We start from the raw sequence: 23432 nt of genomic DNA on the forward strand, positions 1-23432 counted from the left end.
CAGTTGTAGATTGTGCTAAAATACAACTGTCTGGGTATTTTTCTTGCACGAGTGTTATTATATAGCATAACATGTGGTTTCGTCAACATCTTTTTCGATTTTTATGAAAAAAATGTCAAAATTGTAGATCACGCACAATTTTGTTATTTTGTGAGCTGTTTTTCAAGGATTCCTGCTGCTGCGTCCATAGCTTCCTGTGCCTTCTCCGGATTCTTTCCGCCGGCCTGTGCCATGTTCGAACGTCCGCCGCCGCCACCGCCAACGATGGCTGCTACAGCCTTGATCAGATTTCCTGCATGGGCGCCTGCTTTCTGAGCTGCGTCAGTCGCCATTGCAAGGAGATTTACCTTGCCGCCGTTTATTGCTGCAAGAAGGACAACTCCTTCGCCAAGCTGCTCTTTCAGTTTGTCACCAAGGTCTCTCAGGCCATTCATGTCAACGCCCTCAACTTTGGCTGCAAGAAGTTTTACGCCGTTTACTTCAACAACTTTATCCATGACATCGCCAAGTGCACTCTGGGCAGCTTTGCTCTTGAGAGATTCATTTTCGCTCTGAAGAGCCTTTACCTCAGCCTGCAGGTGACTGATTTTTTCTACAACCTCGGCTGTATTGGCCTTTAATGCTTTTGCAGCCTCATGGAGAAGCTCTTCCTGCTTTCTGTAGTATTCGATAACTGCTTTGCCGGTAAGTGCCTCAATACGGCGTACACCAGCTGCGATACCGGATTCGGACACGATCTTAAAGAGCATGATGGAGCTTGTATTCTTTACATGAGTACCACCACAGAGCTCTTTGGAAAAGTCTCCCATGGATACTACACGTACCTTCTGGTCATATTTCTCACCAAAAAGAGCCATTGCTCCGGATTTCTTGGCTTCTTCCACATCCATGACATCTGTATGAACATCAAGCCCTGCCTGGATCTCTTTGTTTACAAGCTCTTCTGTTGCCTGGAGTTCTTCTGCTGTCATAGCCTGAAAATGAGCAAAGTCAAAACGAAGTCTGTCCGGAGTTACCAGAGAACCCTTCTGCTCTACGTGGGAACCAAGAACGGTCTTCAGTGCTTTCTGAAGAAGATGTGTTGCACTGTGGTTTTTTTCGGTATCTTTTCTTGCTTCTTCGTTTACCTTCAGGGATACTGTCTCACCTGAGGAAATCATACCTGATTCCATATGTCCTACGTGGCCGAATTTACCGCCGCGGAGTTTGATGGTGTCCTCAACAACAAATTTACCGTTTGCAGTCTCGATCACACCGGTATCACCTTCCTGTCCACCCATTGTTGCATAGAAAGGAGTCTGCTCTACAAATACGGTACCCTTCTGTCCCTCTGTGAGAGAATCTACGATCTCTGTTTCTGTGGTAAGGACAGTAACCTTGGAATCAAAGGTAAGATGATCGTAGCCGACGAATTCTGTTGTTACGTTTACATCAATATCATCGTATACGGTTGCGTCTGCACCCATATAGTTGGTTACTTCACGGGCAGTACGTGCCTTGACTCTCTGTTCCTCCATTGCTTTCTGGAAGCCTTCCTCGTCAATGCCGTAGCCTTTTTCCTCAAGGATCTCTTTTGTAAGGTCAAGAGGGAATCCGTACGTATCATAAAGCTTGAATGCGTTGTCACCGGAAAGAGTCTTTTCACCTGCTTTTTTCATATCCTCTTCCATGTCGGAAAGGATACGAAGTCCCTGATCAATGGTCTTGTTGAACTGATTCTCCTCATTTGTCAGTACACGGAAGATGAACTCTTTCTTCTCCTCAAGTTCCGGATATCCGGCTTTGGAGCTCTCGATTACCTGTGCACTTAATTTTGCAAGGAAAGTTCCCTCGATGCCAAGAAGACGTCCGTGACGTGCCGCACGGCGGATCAGGCGGCGGAGAACGTATCCACGTCCCTCATTTGTCGGCATGATTCCATCGGAAATCATAAATGTTGCGGAACGAATATGGTCTGTGATCAGACGGATGGAAACATCGTCTGCATAATTTTTCTCATATTCTTTATGTGCGATTTCACATACAAGATTACGAAGTGCACAGATTGTATCTACATCAAAAATAGAATCTACATCCTGAACAACGACAGCAAGTCGCTCAAGACCCATACCAGTATCGATGTTTTTCTGTTTCAGTGTTGTATAGTTTCCGTTTCCATCATTCTCGAACTGTGTGAAAACGTTGTTCCATACTTCCATGTAACGGTCGCAGTCACAACCTACGGTACATCCTGGTTTTCCACAGCCGTATTTCTCACCACGGTCATAGTAGATCTCAGAACATGGACCGCATGGACCTGCGCCGTGCTCCCAGAAGTTGTCCTCTTTTCCGAAACGGAAAATACGTTCAGACGGAATCCCTACTTCTTTGTTCCAGATATCGAAGGCTTCATCATCATCCAGGTAAATGGATGGGTAGAGACGGTCTGCATCAAGCCCTACAACCTCGGTAAGAAACTCCCAGGACCAGTGGATGGCTTCTTTCTTGAAGTAATCACCAAAAGAGAAGTTACCAAGCATTTCAAAGAAAGTACCGTGACGTGCGGTTTTACCTACATTTTCGATATCTCCGGTACGGATACATTTCTGGCAGGTTGTCACTCTTGTTCTTGGCGGCTTCTCAGCACCTGTAAAATATGGTTTCAGCGGAGCCATACCTGCATTGATCAGCAGAAGACTCTTATCTCCCTGAGGAACCAGGGAAAAGCTTTTCATTACAAGATGGCCCTTGCTCTCCATAAAGTCAAGGAACATCTTACGAAGTTCGTTCACTCCGTATTTTTTCATGTTGTTATCCTCCTTGTGTCAACCCTACCTGTCAGCATTTCCGGAATGCCGTAGCTTTATCCCGGAAATGTCACAGATATGGGAAATTATTTTACACAGATCTTTTTGAATTTCTTTTTGCCTCGCTTGAGAACGATTCCGTCTCCTGCAAAAGCATCTTTCTCAACAGTATGATAGATATCTGTGATCTTATCACCATCGATGGATACACCACCCTGCTGGATCGCACGGCGTCCCTCGGAACGGCTTGGTACCAGTTCTGCTTTTACAAGAAGTGTGATCAGATCGATCTTTCCTTCCTCGTCAAAATCCTCTTCTGCAAGCTCGGTTGTTGGCATATGAGAAGTGTCTGCACCTGAGAACAGTGCGCGGGCACCTTCCTGTGCTTTCTTAGCTTCTTCCTCGCCGTGTACAAGTTCTGTCAGCTGGTATGCAAGGATCTCTTTAGCCTTATTCAGCTCGCTGCCTTCCCATTTTGCCATCTCGTCGATCTCTTCAAGCGGAAGGAAGGTAAGAAGACGCATACATTTGATAACGTCTGCATCATCCACATTTCTCCAGTACTGGTAGAAATCAAACGGGGATGTCTTGTTCGGATCAAGCCATACAGCTCCGGACTGTGTCTTGCCCATCTTTTTGCCTTCAGAGTTGAGAAGCAGTGTGATAGTCATGGCATAGGCATCCTTGCCAAGTTTGCGGCGGATCAGCTCGGTTCCGCCAAGCATGTTGCTCCACTGGTCATCACCACCGAACTGCATGTTGCAGCCGTATTTCTGGTACAACATGTAGAAGTCATAGCTCTGCATGATCATGTAGTTGAATTCCAGGAAGCTTAAGCCTCTCTCCATACGCTGTTTGTAGCACTCTGCTGTCAGCATACGGTTTACGGAAAAGTGAGCACCTACCTCACGGAGAAGCTCTACATAGTTAAGGTTCATAAGCCAGTCTGCGTTGTTTACCATAAGAGCTTTTCCATCGGAGAAATCGATGAAACGGCTCATCTGCTGCTTAAAGCAGTCAATATTATGCTGGATGGTCTCCTTGGTCAGCATCTGACGCATATCGGTTCTTCCGGAAGGGTCACCGATCATTCCTGTTCCGCCGCCAAGAAGGGCGATCGGACGGTTTCCTGCCATCTGCAGTCTCTTCATCAGGCAAAGAGCCATGAAGTGACCTACGTGAAGGCTGTCTGCTGTGGGGTCAAAGCCGATATAAAATGTGGCTTTTCCGTTATTTACCATCTCTTTGATCTCGTCTTCGTCTGTAACCTGTGCGATCAGGCCACGTGCTTTCAGTTCTTCCCAAACTGTCATTGTTCTTTCCTCCTGTATAGCTTTTATGTTTACGCTTTTATTAAAGTTTATAATTTACAGTATCAGCGTAAAAAATAAAAATGCCCGGTTCCTGTCCGTTTAGGACGAGAACCGGGTCCCGTGTTACCACCTAAATTTACAGAAAACTCGCATTTCCTGCCTCATAAAGTGAATCTACATCCCGTTATATCCATATATATCAAGATATAAAACCACTTCAGCACAATAACGGGTGCCATTCCGTCGCAGCCTATCTATAATACGCTATTATTATAAAGTTTATAATTTACAGTATCAAGTTCCGATTCGGTGCGCAGCTCCGGGATGTATTCACAAAAGTTCTACCCTGCGCCTCTCACCTGCCGGCTGCTCTCTGTGGGGTTTTCCTCAAGCTACTTTTTCCCTTCCAAGCCTTTTACTATACTATATGAAGTATACAAACTGCTTTTTTGTTTGTCAAGAAATTTTAATATTGCTTTGACAACTTAAAGTGGCAGAATGTTACTTTTTACTCTGTTCTCAGTAACACGCTTCGCGATGCACAGAATTTACGCTGATCGCATAAATTCGCGCGGTATGTTTCGGGTTTTCTGTGAGTGATAAGTGGAACTTTTATTTCTGTAAGCCATTTATTCCTTCATCTACGTAAAGGTCATTGCCGTCTGCCGCTGATGTGGCAAGCTGATCACACCGTTCATTTAACGGATTATCTGCATGTCCCTTAACCCAGTGGAAGCTTACCTGATGCTGCTCCTTGGCCTTTAAAAGGCGTTTCCAGAGATCTACATTCTTCACATCTTCGTTTTTTCCACGTTTCCAGTTTTTCTTTAGCCAGGAATCGATCCAGTGCTGATTAAAAGCATCTACCAGATATTTGGAATCGGAATACAGATCCACCTGGCAGGGGCGGTTCAGTGCTTCCAGTGCTACGATGGCTGCCATCAGCTCCATCCGGTTGTTTGTGGTTTTTTTGTAGCCTCTGGACAGTTCACGTTCATGTAACTGGCCTTTGGTATCGATGTACTGAAGAACTGCTCCGTAGCCTCCCGGTCCATCCGGATTTCCCCGGGCTGCACCATCCGTATAGATTTTCACCTGCATATTTGCTTCTCCTTAAATTTTCAATTTTATGTCCATACGCCTGTTTGTTCAAAGTTTACTGCCGGAGACTATGTTGCTTATACCCAGTCTACAAAAAATGTATGGCCTTTATAAGTTTCATATTTCACTTTGCTGAAATTCAGATTCTGGTTCCAGAAATAGCTGGTCATCATGAAATACATATAATTAAAATCTTTCTGTTTAAATCCTCTGAGTGTTCTGGCTTTGCCGGAAGTGACATGTTTATTGAAAATAGTCATTGCTTCTCTTGCAGCCTGATAAGCAAGAGTACGGTTTTCAAACTGACCATTGAGACGTTTGAGAAGGGCCCCGTTCCGCACTACAGAATACTGTGGGGTTGTGCTGCTTCCGATATTCTCATAGATCACACCTCGTATCGTAGATGGAAATTCCTTGTCTGATTTGATCGTACGATTCAGAACACAAAGTGCTACTGCTTCCATTCCGATCTTGCCCTGATCGCCTGCCTCCGATTCGCAAAGTGCGGCCAGCAGTGCTTCATCGGATGTCTTGCCGTTGGCTATTCCAGGATGGCTCTTATATTCTTTTACCATAGTGTAATATCTGCTGTTTTTGGTATCGTAAACTTTGACATCTCCATTGCTGACATTTAGATTTGGTTTGGTAGTCTTCGCAGTGGCCACTCCGTCTGCTGCGATGGAGTATGTAATTCCATTCACTGTCACGGAGGTACTTACTGCCATGACACCGTTGGATTTAAAATAATAGTTCTTCTGATTGATCGTCTTCAGACCAGTATACATATAACCGGTACTGGTGGCAAAATAGTAGCTGATATTTTTGGATTTGTTTTTTACCCATTTGGTTGCCATATAACCGGAAGTTTTGTAAAAATAACGTTTCTGCCCTTTGCTGTTGGTGAGCCAGCCGGTTGCCATAATGCCTCCGCCTTTTGTGAAATAACGTTTCCTTCCCTTGCTGCAGTTTACCCAGCCTGTGGTAAGCTTACCTGTTTTGGGATTGAAATAGCGCTTATGGCCTTTGGAATCTGTCATCCAGCCGGTTGCCATAACACCCTTGCCTTTTGTAAAATAGTAGGTATATTTGCCATTGACCTTCATCCAGCCCTTTACCTGTACTCCGGTCTTTGTGTTAAAGTAGTACTTGTATCCGCCCAGGGTCAGCCAGCCTTTCTGCTTGCTCCCATCACTTTTTATGTAGTATGTTTTTCCATCGATAGTTTTAAAGCCTGCAGTGGCAGCCTGTACCTCTTTTGCAGAAGCAGAAAAGACTGTGCTTCCCACGATCAGCAGCATAGCAAGCATCAGACCCTTCAGCCATTTTTTTGTTCTGAAACTCTTCATAATTTTCCCCATTTCCTGTTTTAGATATAAAAGCTAGTTTGTCTCAAAAATTACAAAAATGTTACATTTCGTTTATTATATCGTAATGAATAAACACTGTCAACTTTTTTGTAACTGTGGACGGACTCCTGCCATATGATGAAGTGTAAATAAAATTTGCTGGAGGACTTATCGATGAGTGACTTAGCGGCTACCAATTGTGGATGTGATTGCGGATGTGGTTGTGATTCCGGATGTAGCACAGGATGTGGATGTAACAATAACTGTGGCTGTAATAATGGCTGCGGAAATTCCCTGTTTGGAAACGGTGGAAACAGCTGCTCCTGTATCCTTTGGATCATCTGTCTGATGTGTTGCTGTGGAAACAACAGTGGCTGTGGCTGTAATAACAACGGCTGCAACGACAGCTGTTGGATCATCATCCTTCTTCTGCTTTTGTGCGGAAATGGATGCGGCTGCAACAATTGCTGCTGATCTTTTGAAAAGGCAGAGGTCATTTCCTCTGCCTTTTCTGCTGCCGTTTTTCTGCTTCCTCCTGTTTCTGTTTTTTCTCTTTCAGACATTTCAGATCTATCTCATAAAAAGAATTTCCATCAATGACAAGTTCCTGTTTTTTTTCAGATTCCATAATCATATTCCTTTGAAAAATTTCTTCTATATATAATATGACCAGAGAAGATTTCTGTCATATTTCTTTCTGCAAATTCATAGATTTCAGGAAAAAGGATTTTTTTATGGAACAGGAGCCTATCGCACGTACTGCTCTGGATGAAATGGTGGAAAGTGACCAGGATCAGATGCTTAAGGCTATGATCCCGTACCTTCCTTCTTCCGGGCAGCGGTTTTTATCTGTGTATACGAAAGTCCGGGAACTTCGGAATACCATGTCGCTTTTTCAAAGCAGCCGTAGAACAGCCGATCTGCAGGCTACCGGTTTTTCCGGCACCGATCCTCTGGAAATGCTGCAGGATATCCGTAAGTGCTGTGGCGGAGAAAATCGCCGTCAGATCGATCATATCACCAGTCTTATGGCTACGATCCAGATGCTTCAGATCATGAATGAAGATTCGTCAGGAGGTGAGAATCCATGAGTGATGACTGGAAAAATAATCCCCGGCTTTCCGGAATGGACCCTCAGAAGCTTTCCATGCTTCAGGGTCTGGCAGATCAGGGATTGGGGAAAAATCCGTCCGAACTTCTGCCTTTTATCATGGGCGCAGCTTCTAAAGGAAAAAATGCGGGCTTAAATTTCAGCTCTGATGAGATCTCCACTATCATAGAAGTTCTGAAAATGGGGAAAAGTCCGGCAGAGGCAGCTAAGCTTGACAGAATTGTGAATCTGATGAAAATGATACGTCATTAACAGCTCTGTGATCCCGGAACAGCGGTTTTCTGTTCCGGGATTTTCTACTTTGTAATTCTTTTTATATTTGTCGGAATATAATCTGCAAAAATCTGACATATCCATAGATTCTATCGCATAATTCATAGAACATATTCCCTATTTTTGTGATATTTTTTTATCATTTTCCCTTTCTTCTTATATCAGTATATGGTATACTTGTCCGTGAAATGAATGATATGCAAAATAGGATTTTATGCGTCAAGTGTTTGGCGAATGGGGAGTTGTCGCCAGAACGAAAAGTACGTCTTACGGTATGAAATCCGCACCCGTTGCAGCAATATAAGAGAATATCTCATATTGTGTAGGGCTTTTTCGACATACGTTCTATTACAATTGGAGATATCTTTTTTTATGCGCAAAAATAAAAGAGACAGTCTCCGAAAAACGTGATTTTTTTAACAAATGGAGGTTGTTATTTATGGTAGACAAAGCAAAAGTTGAAGAGGCGATCAAGCTTCTTCTCGAGGGAATCGGCGAGGATGTAAACAGAGAGGGACTGCAGGGAACTCCGGAACGTATCGCCCGCATGTGCGAGGAAATTTATGGCGGACTTGATAATGAAGCGGATGAACATCTTCAGAAACAGTTTCATGTAGAGAACAATGAAATGGTTCTGGAAAAGGATATTACCTTTTATTCCATGTGTGAACATCATCTTATGCCCTTTTACGGAAAAGCTCATATCGCATATATCCCAAATGGCAAGGTTACCGGCTTAAGCAAGCTGGCCCGTACCGTTGATGTGTATGCAAGAAGACCGCAAATCCAGGAACGTCTGACTGTGCAGATCGCAGATGCGCTGGAACGTGTTCTCGCTCCTAAGGGAATCATGGTTATGCTGGAAGCGGAGCATACCTGCATGACCATGCGTGGGATCAAAAAGCCGGGAAGCAAAACGGTTACGACTGTTACCAGAGGTGAATTTAAAGAAAATATGGAGCTTCAGAAACAGTTCCTTGCTATGGTCAAGGACTGATGGACAGAGTGAATCAGATCTGGAATCATCCGCTCTATCAGAATGAGCTTAATAAGCTTCAGCTTCTGGAGACTGACCGTGAATTCTGCAGACATACACCGGAGCATTTTTTGGATGTGGCACGCCTTGCCTATATCCGGGCACTTGAGGAAAATGCTCCTGTTTCAAAGGAACTGATCTACTGTACTGCCCTTCTTCACGATATCGGACGGGCCAGACAGTATGAAGATGGCACTCCTCATGATGAGGCCGGTGCTGCTATCGCAGGACAGATCTTAAACGAGCTTGGATTTTCTATGGAAGAAATGGAAGCAATCATTGCGGCAATACGTGGTCACAGAGCTCAGACGGATCCGACAGTTCTTGGAAAACTGCTCTATACTGCGGACAAAAGCTCCAGAAACTGTTTTTCCTGTAAAGCAGAGCCGGAATGTTACTGGTCTCCTGCTAAAAAAAATATGACGATCCAATATTAGGAGGTTTTTCCATGAAAATCGGAAATCGTGAGTTTGATGTAAAAAACAAAACATATATTATGGGTATCCTAAATGTCACACCGGATTCTTTCTCAGATGGCGGAAAATGGAACGATATGGATCATGCCCTGAAACATACAGAAGCTATGATCGCCGAAGGTGCTGATATTCTTGATATCGGTGGGGAATCCACACGTCCGGGACATACACCGGTTGATGCACAGGAGGAGATCGAGCGTATTCTTCCTGTTATCGAAGCAGTAAAAGGGCGTTTTGATATCCCCATCTCTGTAGATACCTATAAGGGATGTGTTGCGGAAGAAGCCCTGAAACACGGAGCAGATCTTATCAATGACATCTGGGGACTGAAATATGATCCTGAAATGGCTCCTGTCATTGCCAGATATCAAGCTCCCTGCTGTTTGATGCATAACAAAGATAATACTGAATACAATAATTTTATTGTGGATATGCTGGCAGAAACCCAGGAATGTGTCAATATTGCCAAACGTGCCGGTATTGCCGATGATAAGATCATCCTTGATCCTGGTGTCGGATTTGGTAAAACATATGAGATGAACCTGATGACCATGGATAATCTGGAGCTTTTCCGGAAGCTGGGATATCCGGTGCTTCTTGGTACCTCCAGAAAATCCATGATCGGACTTGCCCTTGATCTTCCTGTAGATCAGCGTGTAGAGGGAACTCTTGCCACATCGGTGATCGGTGTTATGAAGGGTTGTGCATTTGTCCGTGTTCATGACATCAAAGAAAATAAACGCGTCATCCAGATGACAGAAGCTATTCTGGGACGTTAGGAGGAACTGATGGATAAAATCGAAATCAGAGATCTTGAGATTTTTGCAAACCATGGCGTGTTTCCGGAAGAAACAGCTCTCGGACAGAAATTTGTTGTTTCTGCTGTTATGTATACAGAAACACGTCCGGCAGGGCTGACAGATGATCTTTCTGCTTCCATCAATTATGGAGAAGTCAGTCATATGATCACCGATTTTCTTCAGAAAAATACTTATAAACTTCTGGAGGCTGCTGTGGAGAATCTGGCAGAGACGCTGCTGCTTTCACTCCCTCTTCTTAAAAAGATCACCCTCCGTATTGAAAAGCCCTGGGCTCCGGTAGGCCTTCCGCTGAAAACCGTTGCTGTGGAAATTACCCGAGGCTGGCATACGGCTTATATTGCTTTTGGTTCCAATATGGGGGATAAGAAGAAATACCTGGACAATGCGATCCAGGGTCTTCGGGATATGAAAGAGATTGTTGTTGAAAAGGTTTCCGAGTATCTTGTAACGGAGCCTTACGGGGATGTGGAGCAGGATGAGTTTCTCAACGGAGCCTTAAGAGTCCGGACGCTGCTTTCTCCGGAGGAGCTTCTTGACAGGCTGCATGTGCTGGAACAGGCTGCGGACCGGAAAAGGATCATTCACTGGGGACCAAGGACACTGGATCTGGATATTCTGTTTTACGATAATGAGATCATTGATACAGTGGAACTACATGTGCCTCATATTGATATGGAAAACAGGGATTTTGTTTTGAAGCCTATGGTGGAGATTGCACCGTATCTTCGGCATCCGGTGTTGAATTTAACAATGGAGCAGTTGTTAAAAAAGCTTGAGGGAAAAACTTTGGCGGTGTGACTTTATTTATTAAATAATAAAAAGATAACAAGCCCGATACAGATATCTTTACTACAATCTGTATCGGGCTTGTTTTGTATCAGTGTGAATTATTGACTATTATCGAAAAATATTTTATTTCTGGTTTACCAGGTCGAATTCGTCGGTGATCTCTTTGGATGGTGCCTTGGTAATGAGGCTGACGATGATGTTTGCTGCAATAGCCACCAGGAATGCGGGAAGAAGTTCATAGATTCCCCAGGCGCCGCCGAGCGTGCTGATTCCGTATTTCCAGATAAATACCATGGAACCGCCGCAGATCATTCCTGCCAGGGCTCCCTGCCAGTTGGAACGTCTCCAGAATAATGCCAGAAGTACCACCGGGCCGAATACGGCTCCGAAGCCTGCCCAGGCAAAGGATACGATAGTAAACACAGAGCTGTTCGGGTCGCGGGCAATAAACATGGCTACTACTGCGATGAGAAGAAGCGTGATCTTATCGGCTACCATGCTTTCTTTTTTTGTTTCTTTATCCTTCAGGATACTTCCGAGAAGGTCGGAAGAAACTGCTGAGGATGCTGCCAGGAGCTGAGAATCTGCAGTTGACATGGTGGATGCCAGGATTCCTGCAAGGATGAGTCCTGCAAGGATTGCTGCAATTACACCATGTTTACTGAGAAGATCTGCGATCTGAACGATAATTGTCTCAGATGCGGAGCCTTCCAGAAGGTCAAACTCTCCTGCTGCTGTCATTCCAAGTCCTACCACACCGATCAGTACTGCTACTGCCAGTGAGATCACTACCCATGTAGTTGCTACTCTTCTGGAAAGTGTAAGCTTCTCTTCGTCTTCGATCGCCATGAAACGAAGAAGAATATGCGGCATTCCGAAATATCCAAGTCCCCATGCAAGCATGGAAATGATATTAAGCAGTGGATATGCCTGTTCTGTTCCGGTTGTTGGATCATATGTAGTAAACATAGTCAGATATCCGGGCAGTGATCTTGCATGGTCTGCAACTGCTTCAATACCACCTGCTGTGCTGATCCCGAATACAAATACGATCACAAGAGCGATGGACATGATGATACTCTGGATAAAGTCCGTGGTAGATGCTGCCAGGAATCCTCCCAGTGTGGTGTATCCAACGATGACCAGTGCACTGATGATCATAGCTGGCAGATATTTTACACCGAAGAGACTTGCAAAAAGTTTACCACAGGCTGCAAATCCGGAAGCTGTATACGGAATAAAAAAGATCACGATAAAAATCGCTCCGATAGACTGCAGGATCTTTTTCTCATCTCTGTAACGATTACTGAAAAAGGATGGCAATGTAATGGAATTTCCTGCCACATGTGTGTAGCGGCGGATTCTTTTTGCCACGATCCTCCAGTTTACGTAAGTTCCGATCGCAAGGCCAATGGCTGTCCAGCCTGCATCTGCAATACCGGTAAGATAAGCAAGTCCCGGCAGGCCCATCAGAAGCCAGCTGCTCATGTCAGAAGCCTCTGCACTCATAGCTGTGACAAGTGGTCCAAGCTTTCGTCCTCCAAGATAGAAATCAGAACTGTCATTATTGTTCTTGGAGCAAAGATAACCTACAAAGATCATTGCACCCAGATAGACGATAATGGCTGCCATTATACAAATATGTGCTGTTGTCATTGTTTCTCTCCCTTCCATGTTTCTGCTTTAAAATTACAGAACATGAGGGATTTTGCTTATGCATCCCCATGATTTCTGCTTTTAAACCAGTTTTACACATATTTATAGATTTTATTATATTAACTTTAGAAAGTAAAGAGGATTTTTCGTTTTTTTACATAAAAAAGTATTTTATATGATGAAAAAGGGCTGAACCATATAAGGCGGCCCAGCTCTTTTTCAAAATCTCTGTTTATTTTTCTTCCATACGCTTCTGCACATCTTCCACTGTATATGCAAGCTTCTCAACATCCTCGGAATAAGTCAGCCCCTCCTTCTCAGCCAGAGCTTTCAGAACACCGATCGTTTTCTGAAGATGCATGTAGTTTCCTGCGGAGGAACCACCTGTCAGCGCGATGTATTCTCTGTAATAATTCATGAACATGTTCATTTCCGGGCTGTCCTGATTATATACTACAACACCTATTGTATATTGGATATCTCCGTCTTCGACAGCAGCAGAAAGTTTTTAAAAATCATACTGTTTTGTGCATTTCTTTATTTTTCCGTTACATAATGGCAGGCTACTTCATGTCCGGACTCTACTTCTGTGAGCACAGGACGGATCGTCCTGCATTTCTCCATGCAGTGTTCGCAACGATTCTGGAATGGACAGCCATGAGGAACATCCAGAGGGCTGGGGGCCTCACTTTCGATGCTCTCGATCTTTTTGTTCTGATCCATATGAATGGAAAACTGTGCCCCCAGAAGAGCCTGTGTATATGGATGAAGAGACTTTTCCGTAACATCCTCTCCCGGAATTACCTCCACGATATTCCCGAGGTACATGACAGCAATCTGATGAGCAAAGGAACGGATCAGAGCCAGGTCATGGCAGATAAAAAGCATGCTGATGTTTTTCTCCTTCTGGAGACGTACCAGAAGCCGGATCACGGATTCCTGTACGGAAACGTCAAGTGCAGAGGTAGCCTCATCGCACACCAGAATCTCCGGTTCCAGGGAAAGTGCCCGGGCAATACTGATACGCTGACGCTGACCACCACTCATATTATGGGGATAGCGGTCTGTAAAATCTTCAGGAAGCTCTACCATTTTCAGGAGTTCTCTGGCCTTGGATTCCTTTTCGCTTCTTTTCAGCTTTCCGTAATTGATCAGGGGTTCTGTGAGAATATCCACGATCTTCATTTTCGGGTCAAAGGACGCCAACGGATCCTGGAAGACCATCTGCATGTTCTGACGGTTCAGCCAGGTTTCTTTTTTGGAAAGATCAGAGAGGTTTTTTCCATGGTAAAGGATCTCTCCGCTGGTCGGTTTGTCAAGAGAAATGACCATGCGGACAAAGGTTGATTTACCGCAGCCACTCTCTCCTACGATTCCCAGAGTTTTTCCTTTATAAACGTTCAGGTTCACATCGTTGCAGGCTGTTAAAGTTCTGCCGCCGGAAGCCGGGAACTGTTTTACGATATGTTTTGCACTGAGTACGATATCGGATTCCTTAAACATAACGCTGTCCCTCCATTTCCGGCACTGCAGCCAGCAGTTTCTTTGTATAGTCACTGGTCGGATGCTCCATGACTTCATCTCGTGTTCCCTGATCCACAACTTTTCCGTTCTGCATAACAACAAGCTGATCTGCCATATAGGCTGCTACGCCAATGTTATGAGTAACAATGATGATACCGGTTCCGAAATCATCACGGAGCTCCATCATCTGGCGTACGATCTGTGCCTGTGTAGTAACGTCCAGCGCACTAGTCGGCTCATCTGCAAGAAGCAGCTCCGGGTTAAAAGTCATGGCCATGGCAATACCAACTCGCTGGCGCATACCACCGGAAAGCTGGTGTGGATAACTTTTCATGATATTTTCTGCGTCCGGAAGACGCATTTTCTGAAGCATGGAACAGCCTTTCTTCCATGCTTCTGCTTTGGATACATCTGTATGTGTACAGATATATTCCACATACTGACTTCCGATCTTACGGATAGGGTTCAGGGTTCCGCCGCAGTCCTGGAAGATCATGGAAATGCGGGTACCCCTTAAATTTCTCCATTCATTCTTTGTATTGGAAAGCAGAGAATGTCCGTGAAACTGAATATCTCCGGTGCTGACCCGGCCACCTCCGCCAAGTGCGCCGAGGACAGCACGAATCACGGTTGTTTTTCCACTTCCACTCTCGCCTACCACACTGATGATCTCCCCCTTCTTCATGGAAAGGTTGAAATGTTCAATGGTAGGTGCCTGTTTTCCGTACTGAACGGAAAGATCCTTGATCTCAAGCATAAATAAGCGCTCCTTTACTCGGCAAGAGTGATATCCTTTGTCAGCCAGTAATAATCCATTGGATACATCTTAACACCTGTTACCTTTTTGTTGGAGAAGAGGTAGGTTGTCTCATAACCAAAGAATACAGTTGCAGCATCATCCATGATATCCTGCTGAATATCGATGATGAGATCTTTTCTCTTGTCCTCATCAAATGTCTGCGCAAGCTCGTCAAGAAGCTTGTCAACCTCCGGGTTATTGTATCCTGCAGTATTGTTTGCAGAGGAGCTGTACCAGTTCTCTCTTAAGTAGTTCTCAGGGTCTCCAGTGTTTGCTACCAGCACGTTCCAGATCAGAAGGTCATACTGACCGGAATCTCTCATGTCAAGAAGTGTCTCATAACTTACTGTGTTCAGGTTTACGTTGATACCGATCTCCTTCAGACTGGCCTGTGCTGCCTGTGCGTATACACCAAGCTCGGCACGGCTTGTGTAGATAACAAAATCAAGAACAAGAGGATCTCCGTCAGGAGTTTCTACAAATCCGTCACCGTCAACATCTTTGTATCCGGCCTCATCAAGGATCTTCTTTGCGCTGTCCGGATCATAGGAATTCTCATCCTTCAGATCATCGAATCCAAAGTCAAGTGTTGGAGGAACCGGTGCTTTACCAGCTGTTGCGCCACCCTCAAGAAGAGTGTTGCAGTATGTTTCCTTGTCAAGGCCACGAAGAAGTGCCTGGCGAAGAGCCTTATCGCTGAGTGCATGATCCTCATTCTGGTTCATGAATGCATAGGTGGAACGAAGAGACTGAAGCTCCTGGATGTCGTAATTGTCATTTCCCTCAAACTCAACCAGGTTCTCTGTTTTCAGGTTGTAAGCGATATCGATCTCACCTGTCTGAAGAGCCATGGAACGTGTTGTCTGGTCATCCACACATTTCAGTGTAACTTTATCAAGGGGAACTTCTCCATCCCAGTAGTTCTCATTTTTTACTACGATACAGGAATCCGTCGGGCTGAAGGACTCTACTGCGTAAGGTCCTGTACAGATCGGTCCTTCCATGGCAAATGTAGAATCATCTACATTTGTATCTACGATCAGAAACAGCGGGTCTGCAAGGCATCCGGCCATGTTTGCATTTGCTCTGTTCAGATGGAAGATCAGGTTCTGTCCGTCAACTTCGAGGCTGTCGAGATCAAAGAATTCCGGAACACGGTCACTCTTTTCAGCGGTACGTTCGATGGAGGCTTTTACCATTTCCGGTGTCATATCGTCACCGTTGGAGAATTTTACGCCCTCACGGATCTTGAAGGTCCATGTTTTTCCATCGTCACTGTTTTCCCACTCTTCCGCAAGACATGGAACGATCTCACCGTTCTCATCGAATTTTGTAAGGCACTCGCCGATCGCATAACGGGATACAACCCAGCTGAAATACTGCTCTGTCGGCTCCAGTGTATCTGCAAAGCTTGTTACTCCGATGGTGATCTCCTTATCACTTTTTTTGTCACCTTTTGCCTGAGCCACTGTTGCCATTGAAAGGGTCATCATACATGCAAGTGTAGCAGCCAGCACTTTTTTAACTACATTATTTCTCATTTCATCCTCCTAAAGATAATATACTGATCATATGGTGTTGGTTTGTTACAGAGTTGTTTTATTGATCCTGGCGCGGATCCAGTACATCACGGATGCTGTCTCCAAGCATGTTGAAAACAACAACACAGATTACGATAGCGATACCAGGGTAGATCATAAGCCATGGCGCCTTTGCCATGTAGGTTCTTCCTTCATTCAGCATCAGTCCCCACTCCGGTGTCGGCGCAGTTGCACCAAATCCCAGGAATGAAAGGGAAGCCAGCTCCAGCATCATAGTTCCGATATCTGCTGCCGCAGTTACCACCATCTGGGTTACCATGTTGGGAAGAATGTGTACAAGAAGAATTTTCCAGGTCTTTGTTCCGTTTACTATAGCTGCCTCTATGTAAAGACTCTTCTTGACTTTCAAGACCATACTTCGTGCAAGACGGGCATATTTTGTCCAGCTTACAGCCGCAATGGAGATAACGGCATTGACCAGGTTTGGTCCAAGCATACCGGCAATGGCAATGGCCAGTACAAGCCCAGGGAAGGAGATCATCATATCTGCGATACGCATGATCACTGCATCCACAACGCCGCCGAAATATCCGGCAATAACTCCTAAAAATGTACCGATGACAAAGATCACTGCAACCAGACATAAGGTCATGATCAGAGAGGTTCTTGTTCCGAAGATAACACGGGAAAGAAGATCTCGTCCAAGCTTATCCGTTCCGAACGGATGAGCGGAGCTTGGCTCCTGCAGTGATTCGGTCATAACTGCATTCAGTGGATCATATGGTGAGAGCTGCGGCGCAAAGATTGCAATTCCGATCACCACGAGACCCAGAATGAAGAAAAGAGTGAACTGTTTATTTTCTTTGAATGTTCGTAATACCTTTTTCAATTATCTATCCTCCTTAAGTCTTGGATCGAGATAAGTATAGGACAGATCCACAAGCAGGTTGATGCACATGTACAGGATCGCGATCCAAAGTACATAGCCCTGTACAAGAGGATAGTCACGACAGGAAATCGCCTTTACTGCCATATTTCCCATTCCAGGCCAGTTGTAAATGATCTCTACAACTGCAGTACCTCCCAGAAGACTTCCAAGGGAAAGTCCCAACAGCGTTACCAGCGGAAGCATAACATTAGGAAGGACGTGTTTCCAGAGAATGACGCTTTCCTTGATTCCACGCATTCTTGCACCTGTGACATAATCCTGATGAAGTTCCTCCAGCACTGCACTTCTTACCTGTCTGGTATATTTTGCAGACATGGCAAGTGCAAGAGTCAGCGCCGGGAGGATCATGGATTTAAAATCCGTACTGCCTCCTGCAACATTGATCCAGCGAAGCTGAACACCAAAGATGCTGAGAAGGATCAGGCCCAGCCAGAAGCTTGGAACAGATACTCCCACAAAGGTAATTCCTCTCACAAAATAATCCGGGAATTTGTTCTGATATACAGCGGCCAGGATTCCAAGCGGTATGGAAATAATGACCATCATCAGAAGTGCCAGCAACGACATCCTCAGCGTCGGCCAGAAACAGGATACCAGTTTATCTGTTACCGGCATTTTGAAAGAATAGGACTGTCCCATATCTCCTGTAACAACACCCTTCAGCCAGGAACCATACTGCACGAGAAAGGGCTGATCAAGGCCAAGCTCATGTCTTGTCTGTTCCAGAAGCTCTGGTGTAGGAAGATTACCACACTCTGTCAGCATGATCTCCGCAGGATCACCAGGTGACAGGTAGGTCAGTCCAAATGTGAAAAAGCTGATTCCAAATAATACAATGATGATCTGGAGAAATCTTTTTCCTACTTGTTTCTTTGTCACGTTTTACTCCTTTCCTCATTTGATGCGATTTTAACATTGCCGTTTTAATTTAGTTAGATAAAAGAAACTATTGGATTCTTAATATGCAGAATATGCATGGAATTTTAGAAAATTTGCACGAAAAAAGCCCGTGACGAAATACGGGCACACAAAATAAATATGCTTCCTATCTTCCGTAAGAATCATTTTAAAACAATTGCAAGCAGGTCTCCTGACTTAGGATCCTTACCCTCAGACACCTTCCCGGTCTATTTCTCACGCACTCGACCAGTGGTACTTTGTCTGAGGATTTCCCCTTACAGTGACGGGATCGTACCGGATTTACACCGGTTTCCCTATTAATCCACTCAGAACTTACAACGGCTGATGTGAAAATCAGCAAATGCTGTCAAATTACTGAAACATTATATGATAAAACTATAGTTTATGTCTATGGAAAAATGTTATATTTTTAGAAAACTCATAAATTTTGTTAAAGATGCTTGAATTGTATATATCCCCCATGGGGGATTTGACAATTGGATTTATCTAATCTGCTAAAAAAACACGGATTTTACCTCGCTATTTTTACAAATAGAATAGCAAATGGTAAAACCCGGTTTTCTTACTGTTTCAATATGATTTCAGACAGAAGCGTTCTGAAAAGGTTGTTTACTATCAGGTCAGAGTCTCCGTGATCGCTGCATATGCGATCATTGGTCCGTCTTCAATAATGTTCAGACTGGCTGTCTGATAAAGTACGACTCCGTTTTCAGTTGCAATAGATGTGTAAAGTAAATTTCCATAGTAATCTCTCAGTTCACCCAATTCTTCTCCCTTAAAGAAGTACTCTCCAGGCTTCTTGGATGGATACCAGCATCCGGTATACGGCGCATATTCATAGACTACATTTTCAAGAAGCATCTGACGGTAATGCTTCAGACCATGACATTTCTTTCCCTGGAGATGAAAAACAAGGTGACGGACGTCTCTTTTATCCTGTTCTACTTCCTCCCAGGTCCAGTAGCTGTGTCCGCCTCTTTCGATGAGAATACTTGGAATTCCAAGAGAAGAAGCATAATTGTAGGCGCCACCTGTGGCGGTTGTGGAACGGACCACATATTTTACGCCGATATGCCGTGCCATATGTAATGATTTCTCTGCTGTCTTTTCATCTACAACCCCTACATAATAAACATAGGGATGAAGCTGTTCGAACCCATCTCCGCTATGCAGGTCGATATAATAATCTGCTATGGAAAAAAGCTTTGTCACTATAGCATAGGCAATACGATCTGCAGCTGTTCCCTCAGGATCTCCGGGGAAAACGCGGTTCAGGTTCTTGCCATCCTCATAGACCAGACTCATGGTGCGATGCTCAAAGCCACTGACATTGACCAGTGGAACGATGATCACATTTCCCTTCAGTTCTTCCGGTTGAAATTCTTTTGCAAGTTCCATTGCCGCCTGGATTCCTACATACTCCGCACTGTGTATTCCCGCTGTGATCAGTATCGTCGGTCCGTCTTTCACTCCGCATATCACAGTTGCCGGCATTGCTATGCCGTATCCTGTGATCTTAATTTTCCCCTGTGCCTTCTCTCCTTTTTCAATCACCCAGTCATCAATTTTGATCATTGGTTGTTTCCCTTTTCCTTTTTTATATTTCCGCACTTTTGACGATAAGTATATCATGCCTAACCGAAATTGTACATATTCTTTTAAGATTCCGGGAAAACAGAAAAAAGCTTTCGTAACCGTTCATTCTGATCCGACGTACAAAAGCTTTTTTCCTGAATGATATATAATTTATCTTTTTACCAATTCTTTGGTGATTTCTTCCCAGCTGACTCCTTTTTCCACCATAAGTACCATCATATGATAAAGAAAATCTGAAATTTCGTATTTAATCTCTTCTTTATCTGGATTTTTGGCTGCAATGACGATCTCTGTGCATTCTTCACCGACTTTTTTCAAAATCTTGTCAATTCCCTTATCAAAAAGATAATTGGTATAGGAACCTTCCTTTGGATGTTCTTTTCGGTCAGTGATCACATCATACACATTCTGGAACACGTGAAGTGGGTTGGTATCATCGTACTCTTTTTTCAGCAGCGGTTTGAAGAAACAGGTACGGTTTCCTGTATGGCAGGCTGCGCCAATCTGCTCCACTTTGGCAAGGATCGTATCATTATCACAGTCAATAGTAAGAGACTTTACATACTGTACGTGTCCGGATGTCAGACCTTTGGTCCAGAGCTCATTCCGGCTGCGACTCCAGTATGTCATTTTTCCAAGCTTCAATGTTGTGTTAAAAGCAAGCTCATTCATATAGGCCAGCATCAGTACTTCATCCGTCCGGTAATCCTGGACAATAACCGGAACCATTCCGTCACTGTTTAATTTAAAGTCCGACCATGCAATATTACTTTTATATGTGTTTACCGGAATTCCGGCTTCTTCGCAGGTTTCCTTAAATGTATGCAGATCATTTTCAAGACTGCTTACATAAGCACCGCAAAGTCCGGACACAGCTGGTTCTCCTAAAAGCTCCAGAACGTTCTCAGATCTGTTTTCATCGGTATGAAGAACAATGGAAATCTGAGAAATCTCTGCAATTTCATTTTCGACAGTGTCCAAAGCCAGAACAGTGTCTGCATATGTTTCGATCAGATCCTGATTTTCTGTGAATTCTCTCAGATCAGAGATGCTGATCATCATACGCTCTTTTCCAAAGCGCCGGGATACTTCTTCCAGAAGCTTGATATTATTCTCTTTCGAAAAATTCAGTACAACTTTGGCACATCCCGCATAGATCAGCTTTTTTACATCTTCCATACGTTTGATATTTCCCGCTGCGATCACCGGGATCTCAGATACCTGACAGATATCACGGATTTTTCCGATCGCACGGTCATGCTCTGCATCTGCGGAAGAAAAGTCAAATACCAGAAGCTCATCTGCCCCATTGTCACCGTAAAATTTTGCAAGTGTTTCTACATTTCCGTCTCCGAAAAGATTTCTCTGTCCAAATCCGGTTACCGCCTTTTCTGAATGAAGATAAAGGCATGGGATCAACTGTTTGTTCATAAGTGGTCTCCTTCTGTATCAGAGGCTTCCCTTGGTAGAAAGCACGTCTGTGATCCGGGAATCGTACTGTGTTGCTGCATCAAGGGCTTTCGCAAAGCTTTTAAACATGGCCTCTGCCACATGATGGCTGTTTCCTCCGGAAAGAACCTTGATGTGAAGATTCATTGCTACGGAATAGGATACTGCATAAAAGAATTCCTTTACCATCTCTGTAGCCATATCTCCTATTTTTTCCGTAGAAAACGCTGCATCCCATCCAAGATAAGGTCTTCCGGAAAGATCTACTGCGCAGAGCACAAGCACTTCATCCATAGGAAGGATACAGCTGCCGTAACGTTTGATTCCTTTTTTGTCGCCAACTGCCTCACGGATAGCGTTTCCAAGGACGATCCCTGTATCTTCAATGGTGTGATGATCATCTACATTCAGATCACCGTGGACTCTCAGCGTAAGATCATACAGTCCATGGCGCGTAAAACCGTCCAGCATATGGTCAAAAAAGCCAATGCCTGTATCAATATCGGAACTTCCTGTTCCATCAATATTCAGTTGCAGACGTATCTGCGTTTCTTTTGTGTTTCTTTCGATCAGTGCTTCTCTTGCCATTATTCGTTCTCCTTGTCCTCTTCCTCAAAACGGACTGCAATGGAATTTGCGTGTGCAGTCAGCTGTTCCGATGTGGCAAACTGGATAATGTCCTTGTGGATCTTTCGGAGTGCTTCCCTGGAATAATATACAATACTGGATTTTTTGATAAAATCATCTACAGAAAGTGCGGAGAAAAATTTGGCAGTTCCATTGGTAGGAAGCACATGGTTTGGTCCTGCGAAATAATCTCCAAGGGGTTCAGAGCTGTGCTCTCCGATAAAGATCGCACCTGCATTTCGTACCTTCATCATATCTTCAAAAGGATTCTTTGTGACGATCTCCATATGTTCAGAAGCAATTTCATTGGCAGCCTCAATGGCCTCGTCCATATCTTCTGCGATCAGGATATAACCAAAGTTCTCCAGGGATTTCTCAATAATGGCTTTTCTGGAAAGTACCTCAACAAAACCTCTGACTTCTTTATCTACCTGATCTGCAAATTCCTCATTTGTTGTGATCAGGATCGCAGATGCCATCTCATCATGTTCTGCCTGAGAAAGAAGATCTGCTGCAATATAACGAGGATTTGCAGTCTCATCTGCAAGAACGAGGATCTCGCTTGGACCGGCAATAGAATCAATGCTTACGTATCCATAAACTGCCTTTTTTGCAAGCGCAACAAAAATATTTCCGGGTCCTACGATCTTGTCAACCTTTGGAATACTCTCGGTTCCATATGCAAGTGCTCCGATGGCCTGTGCACCACCCACTTTATAGATTTCATCTGCTCCGGCTTCGTTGGCAGCAACAAGTGTGCTTGGATTTACTTTTCCGTCTTTTCCAGGAGGTGTTGTCATTACAATACGGTCAACACCGGCAACTTTTGCAGGAACGATATTCATAAGCACGGAAGACGGATATACAGCCTTTCCACCGGGAACGTAAACACCTACACAGTTCAGAGCGGTTACCTTCTGACCAAGCATGGTTCCGTCTGTTGTGCTTGTGAACCAGCTGTTCTGAAGCTGCTTTTCGTGATAGCTGCGGATATTCACCAATGCTTTTTTGATCACATCGATCAGGGAAGGATCTACCAGCTTGTATGCTTCCTCGATCTCCTCAGGGGTTACACGGATCGTATCCTTTGTCACTTCGACTTTATCAAATTCTCTGGTAAATGCAAATAACGCGGTATCTCCCTCTGCTTTTACTTTGGCAAGGATATTTGCTACTGCATCCTCGTATTTTCCATAATTATTAGGGCTTCTTTTTAAGAGAGTTTCCAGAATATCTTTTGTAGATTCTTTGGTGAGTTTTACCTTACGCATAATAAATTCTGCCTTCTTTCTGTATTTTGGAGGTTCATCTGTTATTC

General features: G+C 44.2%; 23 protein-coding genes and 2 riboswitches. Of the genes, 7 read left to right on the plus strand and 16 right to left on the minus strand.

Translation table 11 applies throughout. The features are described 5' to 3' along the window. Positions 1-143 precede the first annotated feature (143 nt). The 4 genes from alaS to LI091_RS02685 all read right to left on the minus strand — a co-directional run bounded on the left by alaS (position 144) and on the right by LI091_RS02685 (position 6546). The gene (gene alaS / locus LI091_RS02670; RefSeq protein ID WP_265190769.1) at positions 144-2786 is read right to left on the minus strand and encodes an alanine--tRNA ligase; all 2643 of its coding nucleotides are present in this window, start codon (positions 2784-2786) and stop codon (positions 144-146) included. 86 nt (positions 2787-2872) lie between these two features. Continuing rightward, positions 2873-4099, minus strand: coding sequence for a tyrosine--tRNA ligase (gene tyrS / locus LI091_RS02675; RefSeq protein ID WP_148447839.1), 1227 nt, complete (start codon positions 4097-4099; stop codon positions 2873-2875). Between the two features lie 612 nt (positions 4100-4711). Further along, on the minus strand, positions 4712-5200 hold the full coding sequence (rnhA, locus tag LI091_RS02680; protein WP_114002518.1) for a ribonuclease HI: 489 nt from the start codon (positions 5198-5200) through the stop codon (positions 4712-4714). Positions 5201-5277: 77 nt separating this feature from the next. Further along, positions 5278-6546: a cell wall hydrolase gene (locus tag LI091_RS02685; RefSeq protein WP_179976481.1), complete on the minus strand. Its 1269-nt coding sequence runs from the start codon at positions 6544-6546 to the stop codon at positions 5278-5280. A gap of 174 nt (positions 6547-6720) precedes the next feature. Here LI091_RS02685 and LI091_RS02690 point away from each other — a divergent pair, with 174 nt between their 5' ends. Then, positions 6721-7020, plus strand: a complete 300-nt coding sequence (locus LI091_RS02690; protein ID WP_015524939.1) for a hypothetical protein — start codon at positions 6721-6723, stop codon at positions 7018-7020. A 19-nt stretch (positions 7021-7039) separates the two neighbouring features. Here the strand turns inward: LI091_RS02690 and LI091_RS02695 are convergent, their stop codons facing one another. Next, positions 7040-7174: a hypothetical protein gene (locus LI091_RS02695; RefSeq protein WP_021651468.1), complete on the minus strand. Its 135-nt coding sequence runs from the start codon at positions 7172-7174 to the stop codon at positions 7040-7042. A gap of 106 nt (positions 7175-7280) precedes the next feature. Here LI091_RS02695 and LI091_RS02700 point away from each other — a divergent pair, with 106 nt between their 5' ends. The 6 genes from LI091_RS02700 (at position 7281) to folK (ending at position 11061) form a co-directional block, all read left to right on the plus strand. After that, the gene (locus LI091_RS02700) at positions 7281-7637 is read left to right on the plus strand and encodes a hypothetical protein (protein WP_022426549.1); all 357 of its coding nucleotides are present in this window, start codon (positions 7281-7283) and stop codon (positions 7635-7637) included. Continuing rightward, positions 7634-7909, plus strand: a complete 276-nt coding sequence (locus LI091_RS02705; RefSeq protein WP_015524936.1) for a hypothetical protein — start codon at positions 7634-7636, stop codon at positions 7907-7909. Before LI091_RS02700 ends, LI091_RS02705 begins: the two co-directional genes overlap by 4 nt. A 219-nt stretch (positions 7910-8128) precedes the next feature. Further along, a riboswitch (THF riboswitch) is annotated at positions 8129-8225 on the plus strand. A gap of 144 nt (positions 8226-8369) precedes the next feature. Beyond that, complete coding sequence (gene folE / locus LI091_RS02710; protein ID WP_015524935.1) at positions 8370-8927, plus strand: GTP cyclohydrolase I FolE; 558 nt, start codon at positions 8370-8372, stop codon at positions 8925-8927. After that, positions 8927-9403, plus strand: a complete 477-nt coding sequence (locus LI091_RS02715) for an HD domain-containing protein (protein ID WP_021651470.1) — start codon at positions 8927-8929, stop codon at positions 9401-9403. Before folE ends, LI091_RS02715 begins: the two co-directional genes overlap by 1 nt. 11 nt (positions 9404-9414) lie before the next feature. Next, positions 9415-10221, plus strand: a complete 807-nt coding sequence (gene folP / locus LI091_RS02720; RefSeq protein WP_015524933.1) for a dihydropteroate synthase — start codon at positions 9415-9417, stop codon at positions 10219-10221. Between the two features lie 9 nt (positions 10222-10230). Continuing rightward, positions 10231-11061, plus strand: a complete 831-nt coding sequence (folK, locus tag LI091_RS02725; RefSeq protein WP_092070551.1) for a 2-amino-4-hydroxy-6-hydroxymethyldihydropteridine diphosphokinase — start codon at positions 10231-10233, stop codon at positions 11059-11061. A gap of 114 nt (positions 11062-11175) precedes the next feature. Here the strand turns inward: folK and putP are convergent, their stop codons facing one another. The 11 genes from putP to hisD form a co-directional block, all read right to left on the minus strand. Beyond that, positions 11176-12708: a sodium/proline symporter PutP gene (gene putP / locus LI091_RS02730; protein ID WP_110103526.1), complete on the minus strand. Its 1533-nt coding sequence runs from the start codon at positions 12706-12708 to the stop codon at positions 11176-11178. Between the two features lie 232 nt (positions 12709-12940). Beyond that, positions 12941-13138 carry a hypothetical protein gene (locus tag LI091_RS02735; RefSeq protein ID WP_173758729.1) on the minus strand — a complete coding sequence of 66 codons (198 nt, stop codon included), beginning with the start codon at positions 13136-13138 and terminating at the stop codon, positions 12941-12943. A gap of 107 nt (positions 13139-13245) precedes the next feature. Next, positions 13246-14211 carry an ABC transporter ATP-binding protein gene (locus LI091_RS02740; protein WP_114002515.1) on the minus strand — a complete coding sequence of 322 codons (966 nt, stop codon included), beginning with the start codon at positions 14209-14211 and terminating at the stop codon, positions 13246-13248. Then, entirely contained in the window at positions 14204-14989 is a 786-nt protein-coding gene (locus tag LI091_RS02745; RefSeq protein WP_129975489.1) for an ABC transporter ATP-binding protein, read from the minus strand. The genes LI091_RS02740 and LI091_RS02745 overlap by 8 nt, the downstream gene beginning before the upstream one ends. 14 nt (positions 14990-15003) lie before the next feature. Beyond that, on the minus strand, positions 15004-16572 hold the full coding sequence (locus LI091_RS02750; RefSeq protein WP_021651478.1) for an ABC transporter substrate-binding protein: 1569 nt from the start codon (positions 16570-16572) through the stop codon (positions 15004-15006). A 58-nt stretch (positions 16573-16630) separates the two neighbouring features. Then, the gene (gene nikC, locus LI091_RS02755) at positions 16631-17461 is read right to left on the minus strand and encodes a nickel transporter permease (protein ID WP_021651479.1); all 831 of its coding nucleotides are present in this window, start codon (positions 17459-17461) and stop codon (positions 16631-16633) included. After that, positions 17462-18400: a nickel ABC transporter permease gene (gene nikB / locus LI091_RS02760; RefSeq protein WP_021651480.1), complete on the minus strand. Its 939-nt coding sequence runs from the start codon at positions 18398-18400 to the stop codon at positions 17462-17464. It abuts the gene before it with no gap. Positions 18401-18584: 184 nt separating this feature from the next. After that, positions 18585-18773, minus strand: a riboswitch (cobalamin riboswitch). Positions 18774-19057: 284 nt separating this feature from the next. Further along, on the minus strand, positions 19058-20017 hold the full coding sequence (locus LI091_RS02765) for a M14 family metallopeptidase (RefSeq protein WP_015524925.1): 960 nt from the start codon (positions 20015-20017) through the stop codon (positions 19058-19060). 171 nt (positions 20018-20188) lie between these two features. Next, positions 20189-21469 carry a bifunctional phosphoribosyl-AMP cyclohydrolase/phosphoribosyl-ATP diphosphatase HisIE gene (gene hisIE / locus LI091_RS02770; protein ID WP_092070566.1) on the minus strand — a complete coding sequence of 427 codons (1281 nt, stop codon included), beginning with the start codon at positions 21467-21469 and terminating at the stop codon, positions 20189-20191. A gap of 18 nt (positions 21470-21487) precedes the next feature. Then, positions 21488-22075, minus strand: coding sequence for an imidazoleglycerol-phosphate dehydratase HisB (hisB, locus tag LI091_RS02775; protein WP_161209507.1), 588 nt, complete (start codon positions 22073-22075; stop codon positions 21488-21490). Further along, entirely contained in the window at positions 22075-23385 is a 1311-nt protein-coding gene (hisD, locus tag LI091_RS02780) for a histidinol dehydrogenase (protein WP_015524922.1), read from the minus strand. The genes hisB and hisD overlap by 1 nt, the downstream gene beginning before the upstream one ends. Between the last annotated feature and the right edge of the window lie 47 nt (positions 23386-23432).

This window comes from Blautia sp. MSK20_18, from assembly GCF_020553125.1.
In the GTDB taxonomy this organism is placed as follows: Bacteria; Bacillota; Clostridia; order Lachnospirales; family Lachnospiraceae; genus Blautia_A; species Blautia_A fusiformis.

Excerpts from the sequence above, each read along its gene's own strand:
- alaS (WP_265190769.1), bottom strand. The coding sequence starts at position 2,786 with ATGAAAAAATACGGAGTGAACGAACTTCGTAAGATGTTCCTTGACTTT.
- tyrS (WP_148447839.1), bottom strand. The coding sequence starts at position 4,099 with ATGACAGTTTGGGAAGAACTGAAAGCACGTGGCCTGATCGCACAGGTT.
- rnhA (WP_114002518.1), bottom strand. The coding sequence starts at position 5,200 with ATGCAGGTGAAAATCTATACGGATGGTGCAGCCCGGGGAAATCCGGAT.
- LI091_RS02685 (WP_179976481.1), bottom strand. The coding sequence starts at position 6,546 with ATGAAGAGTTTCAGAACAAAAAAATGGCTGAAGGGTCTGATGCTTGCT.
- LI091_RS02690 (WP_015524939.1), top strand. The coding sequence starts at position 6,721 with ATGAGTGACTTAGCGGCTACCAATTGTGGATGTGATTGCGGATGTGGT.
- LI091_RS02695 (WP_021651468.1), bottom strand. The coding sequence starts at position 7,174 with ATGGAATCTGAAAAAAAACAGGAACTTGTCATTGATGGAAATTCTTTT.
- LI091_RS02700 (WP_022426549.1), top strand. The coding sequence starts at position 7,281 with ATGGAACAGGAGCCTATCGCACGTACTGCTCTGGATGAAATGGTGGAA.
- LI091_RS02705 (WP_015524936.1), top strand. The coding sequence starts at position 7,634 with ATGAGTGATGACTGGAAAAATAATCCCCGGCTTTCCGGAATGGACCCT.
- folE (WP_015524935.1), top strand. The coding sequence starts at position 8,370 with ATGGTAGACAAAGCAAAAGTTGAAGAGGCGATCAAGCTTCTTCTCGAG.
- LI091_RS02715 (WP_021651470.1), top strand. The coding sequence starts at position 8,927 with ATGGACAGAGTGAATCAGATCTGGAATCATCCGCTCTATCAGAATGAG.
- folP (WP_015524933.1), top strand. The coding sequence starts at position 9,415 with ATGAAAATCGGAAATCGTGAGTTTGATGTAAAAAACAAAACATATATT.
- folK (WP_092070551.1), top strand. The coding sequence starts at position 10,231 with ATGGATAAAATCGAAATCAGAGATCTTGAGATTTTTGCAAACCATGGC.
- putP (WP_110103526.1), bottom strand. The coding sequence starts at position 12,708 with ATGACAACAGCACATATTTGTATAATGGCAGCCATTATCGTCTATCTG.
- LI091_RS02735 (WP_173758729.1), bottom strand. The coding sequence starts at position 13,138 with ATGAACATGTTCATGAATTATTACAGAGAATACATCGCGCTGACAGGT.
- LI091_RS02740 (WP_114002515.1), bottom strand. The coding sequence starts at position 14,211 with ATGTTTAAGGAATCCGATATCGTACTCAGTGCAAAACATATCGTAAAA.
- LI091_RS02745 (WP_129975489.1), bottom strand. The coding sequence starts at position 14,989 with ATGCTTGAGATCAAGGATCTTTCCGTTCAGTACGGAAAACAGGCACCT.
- LI091_RS02750 (WP_021651478.1), bottom strand. The coding sequence starts at position 16,572 with ATGAGAAATAATGTAGTTAAAAAAGTGCTGGCTGCTACACTTGCATGT.
- LI091_RS02765 (WP_015524925.1), bottom strand. The coding sequence starts at position 20,017 with ATGATCAAAATTGATGACTGGGTGATTGAAAAAGGAGAGAAGGCACAG.
- hisIE (WP_092070566.1), bottom strand. The coding sequence starts at position 21,469 with ATGAACAAACAGTTGATCCCATGCCTTTATCTTCATTCAGAAAAGGCG.
- hisB (WP_161209507.1), bottom strand. The coding sequence starts at position 22,075 with ATGGCAAGAGAAGCACTGATCGAAAGAAACACAAAAGAAACGCAGATA.
- hisD (WP_015524922.1), bottom strand. The coding sequence starts at position 23,385 with ATGCGTAAGGTAAAACTCACCAAAGAATCTACAAAAGATATTCTGGAA.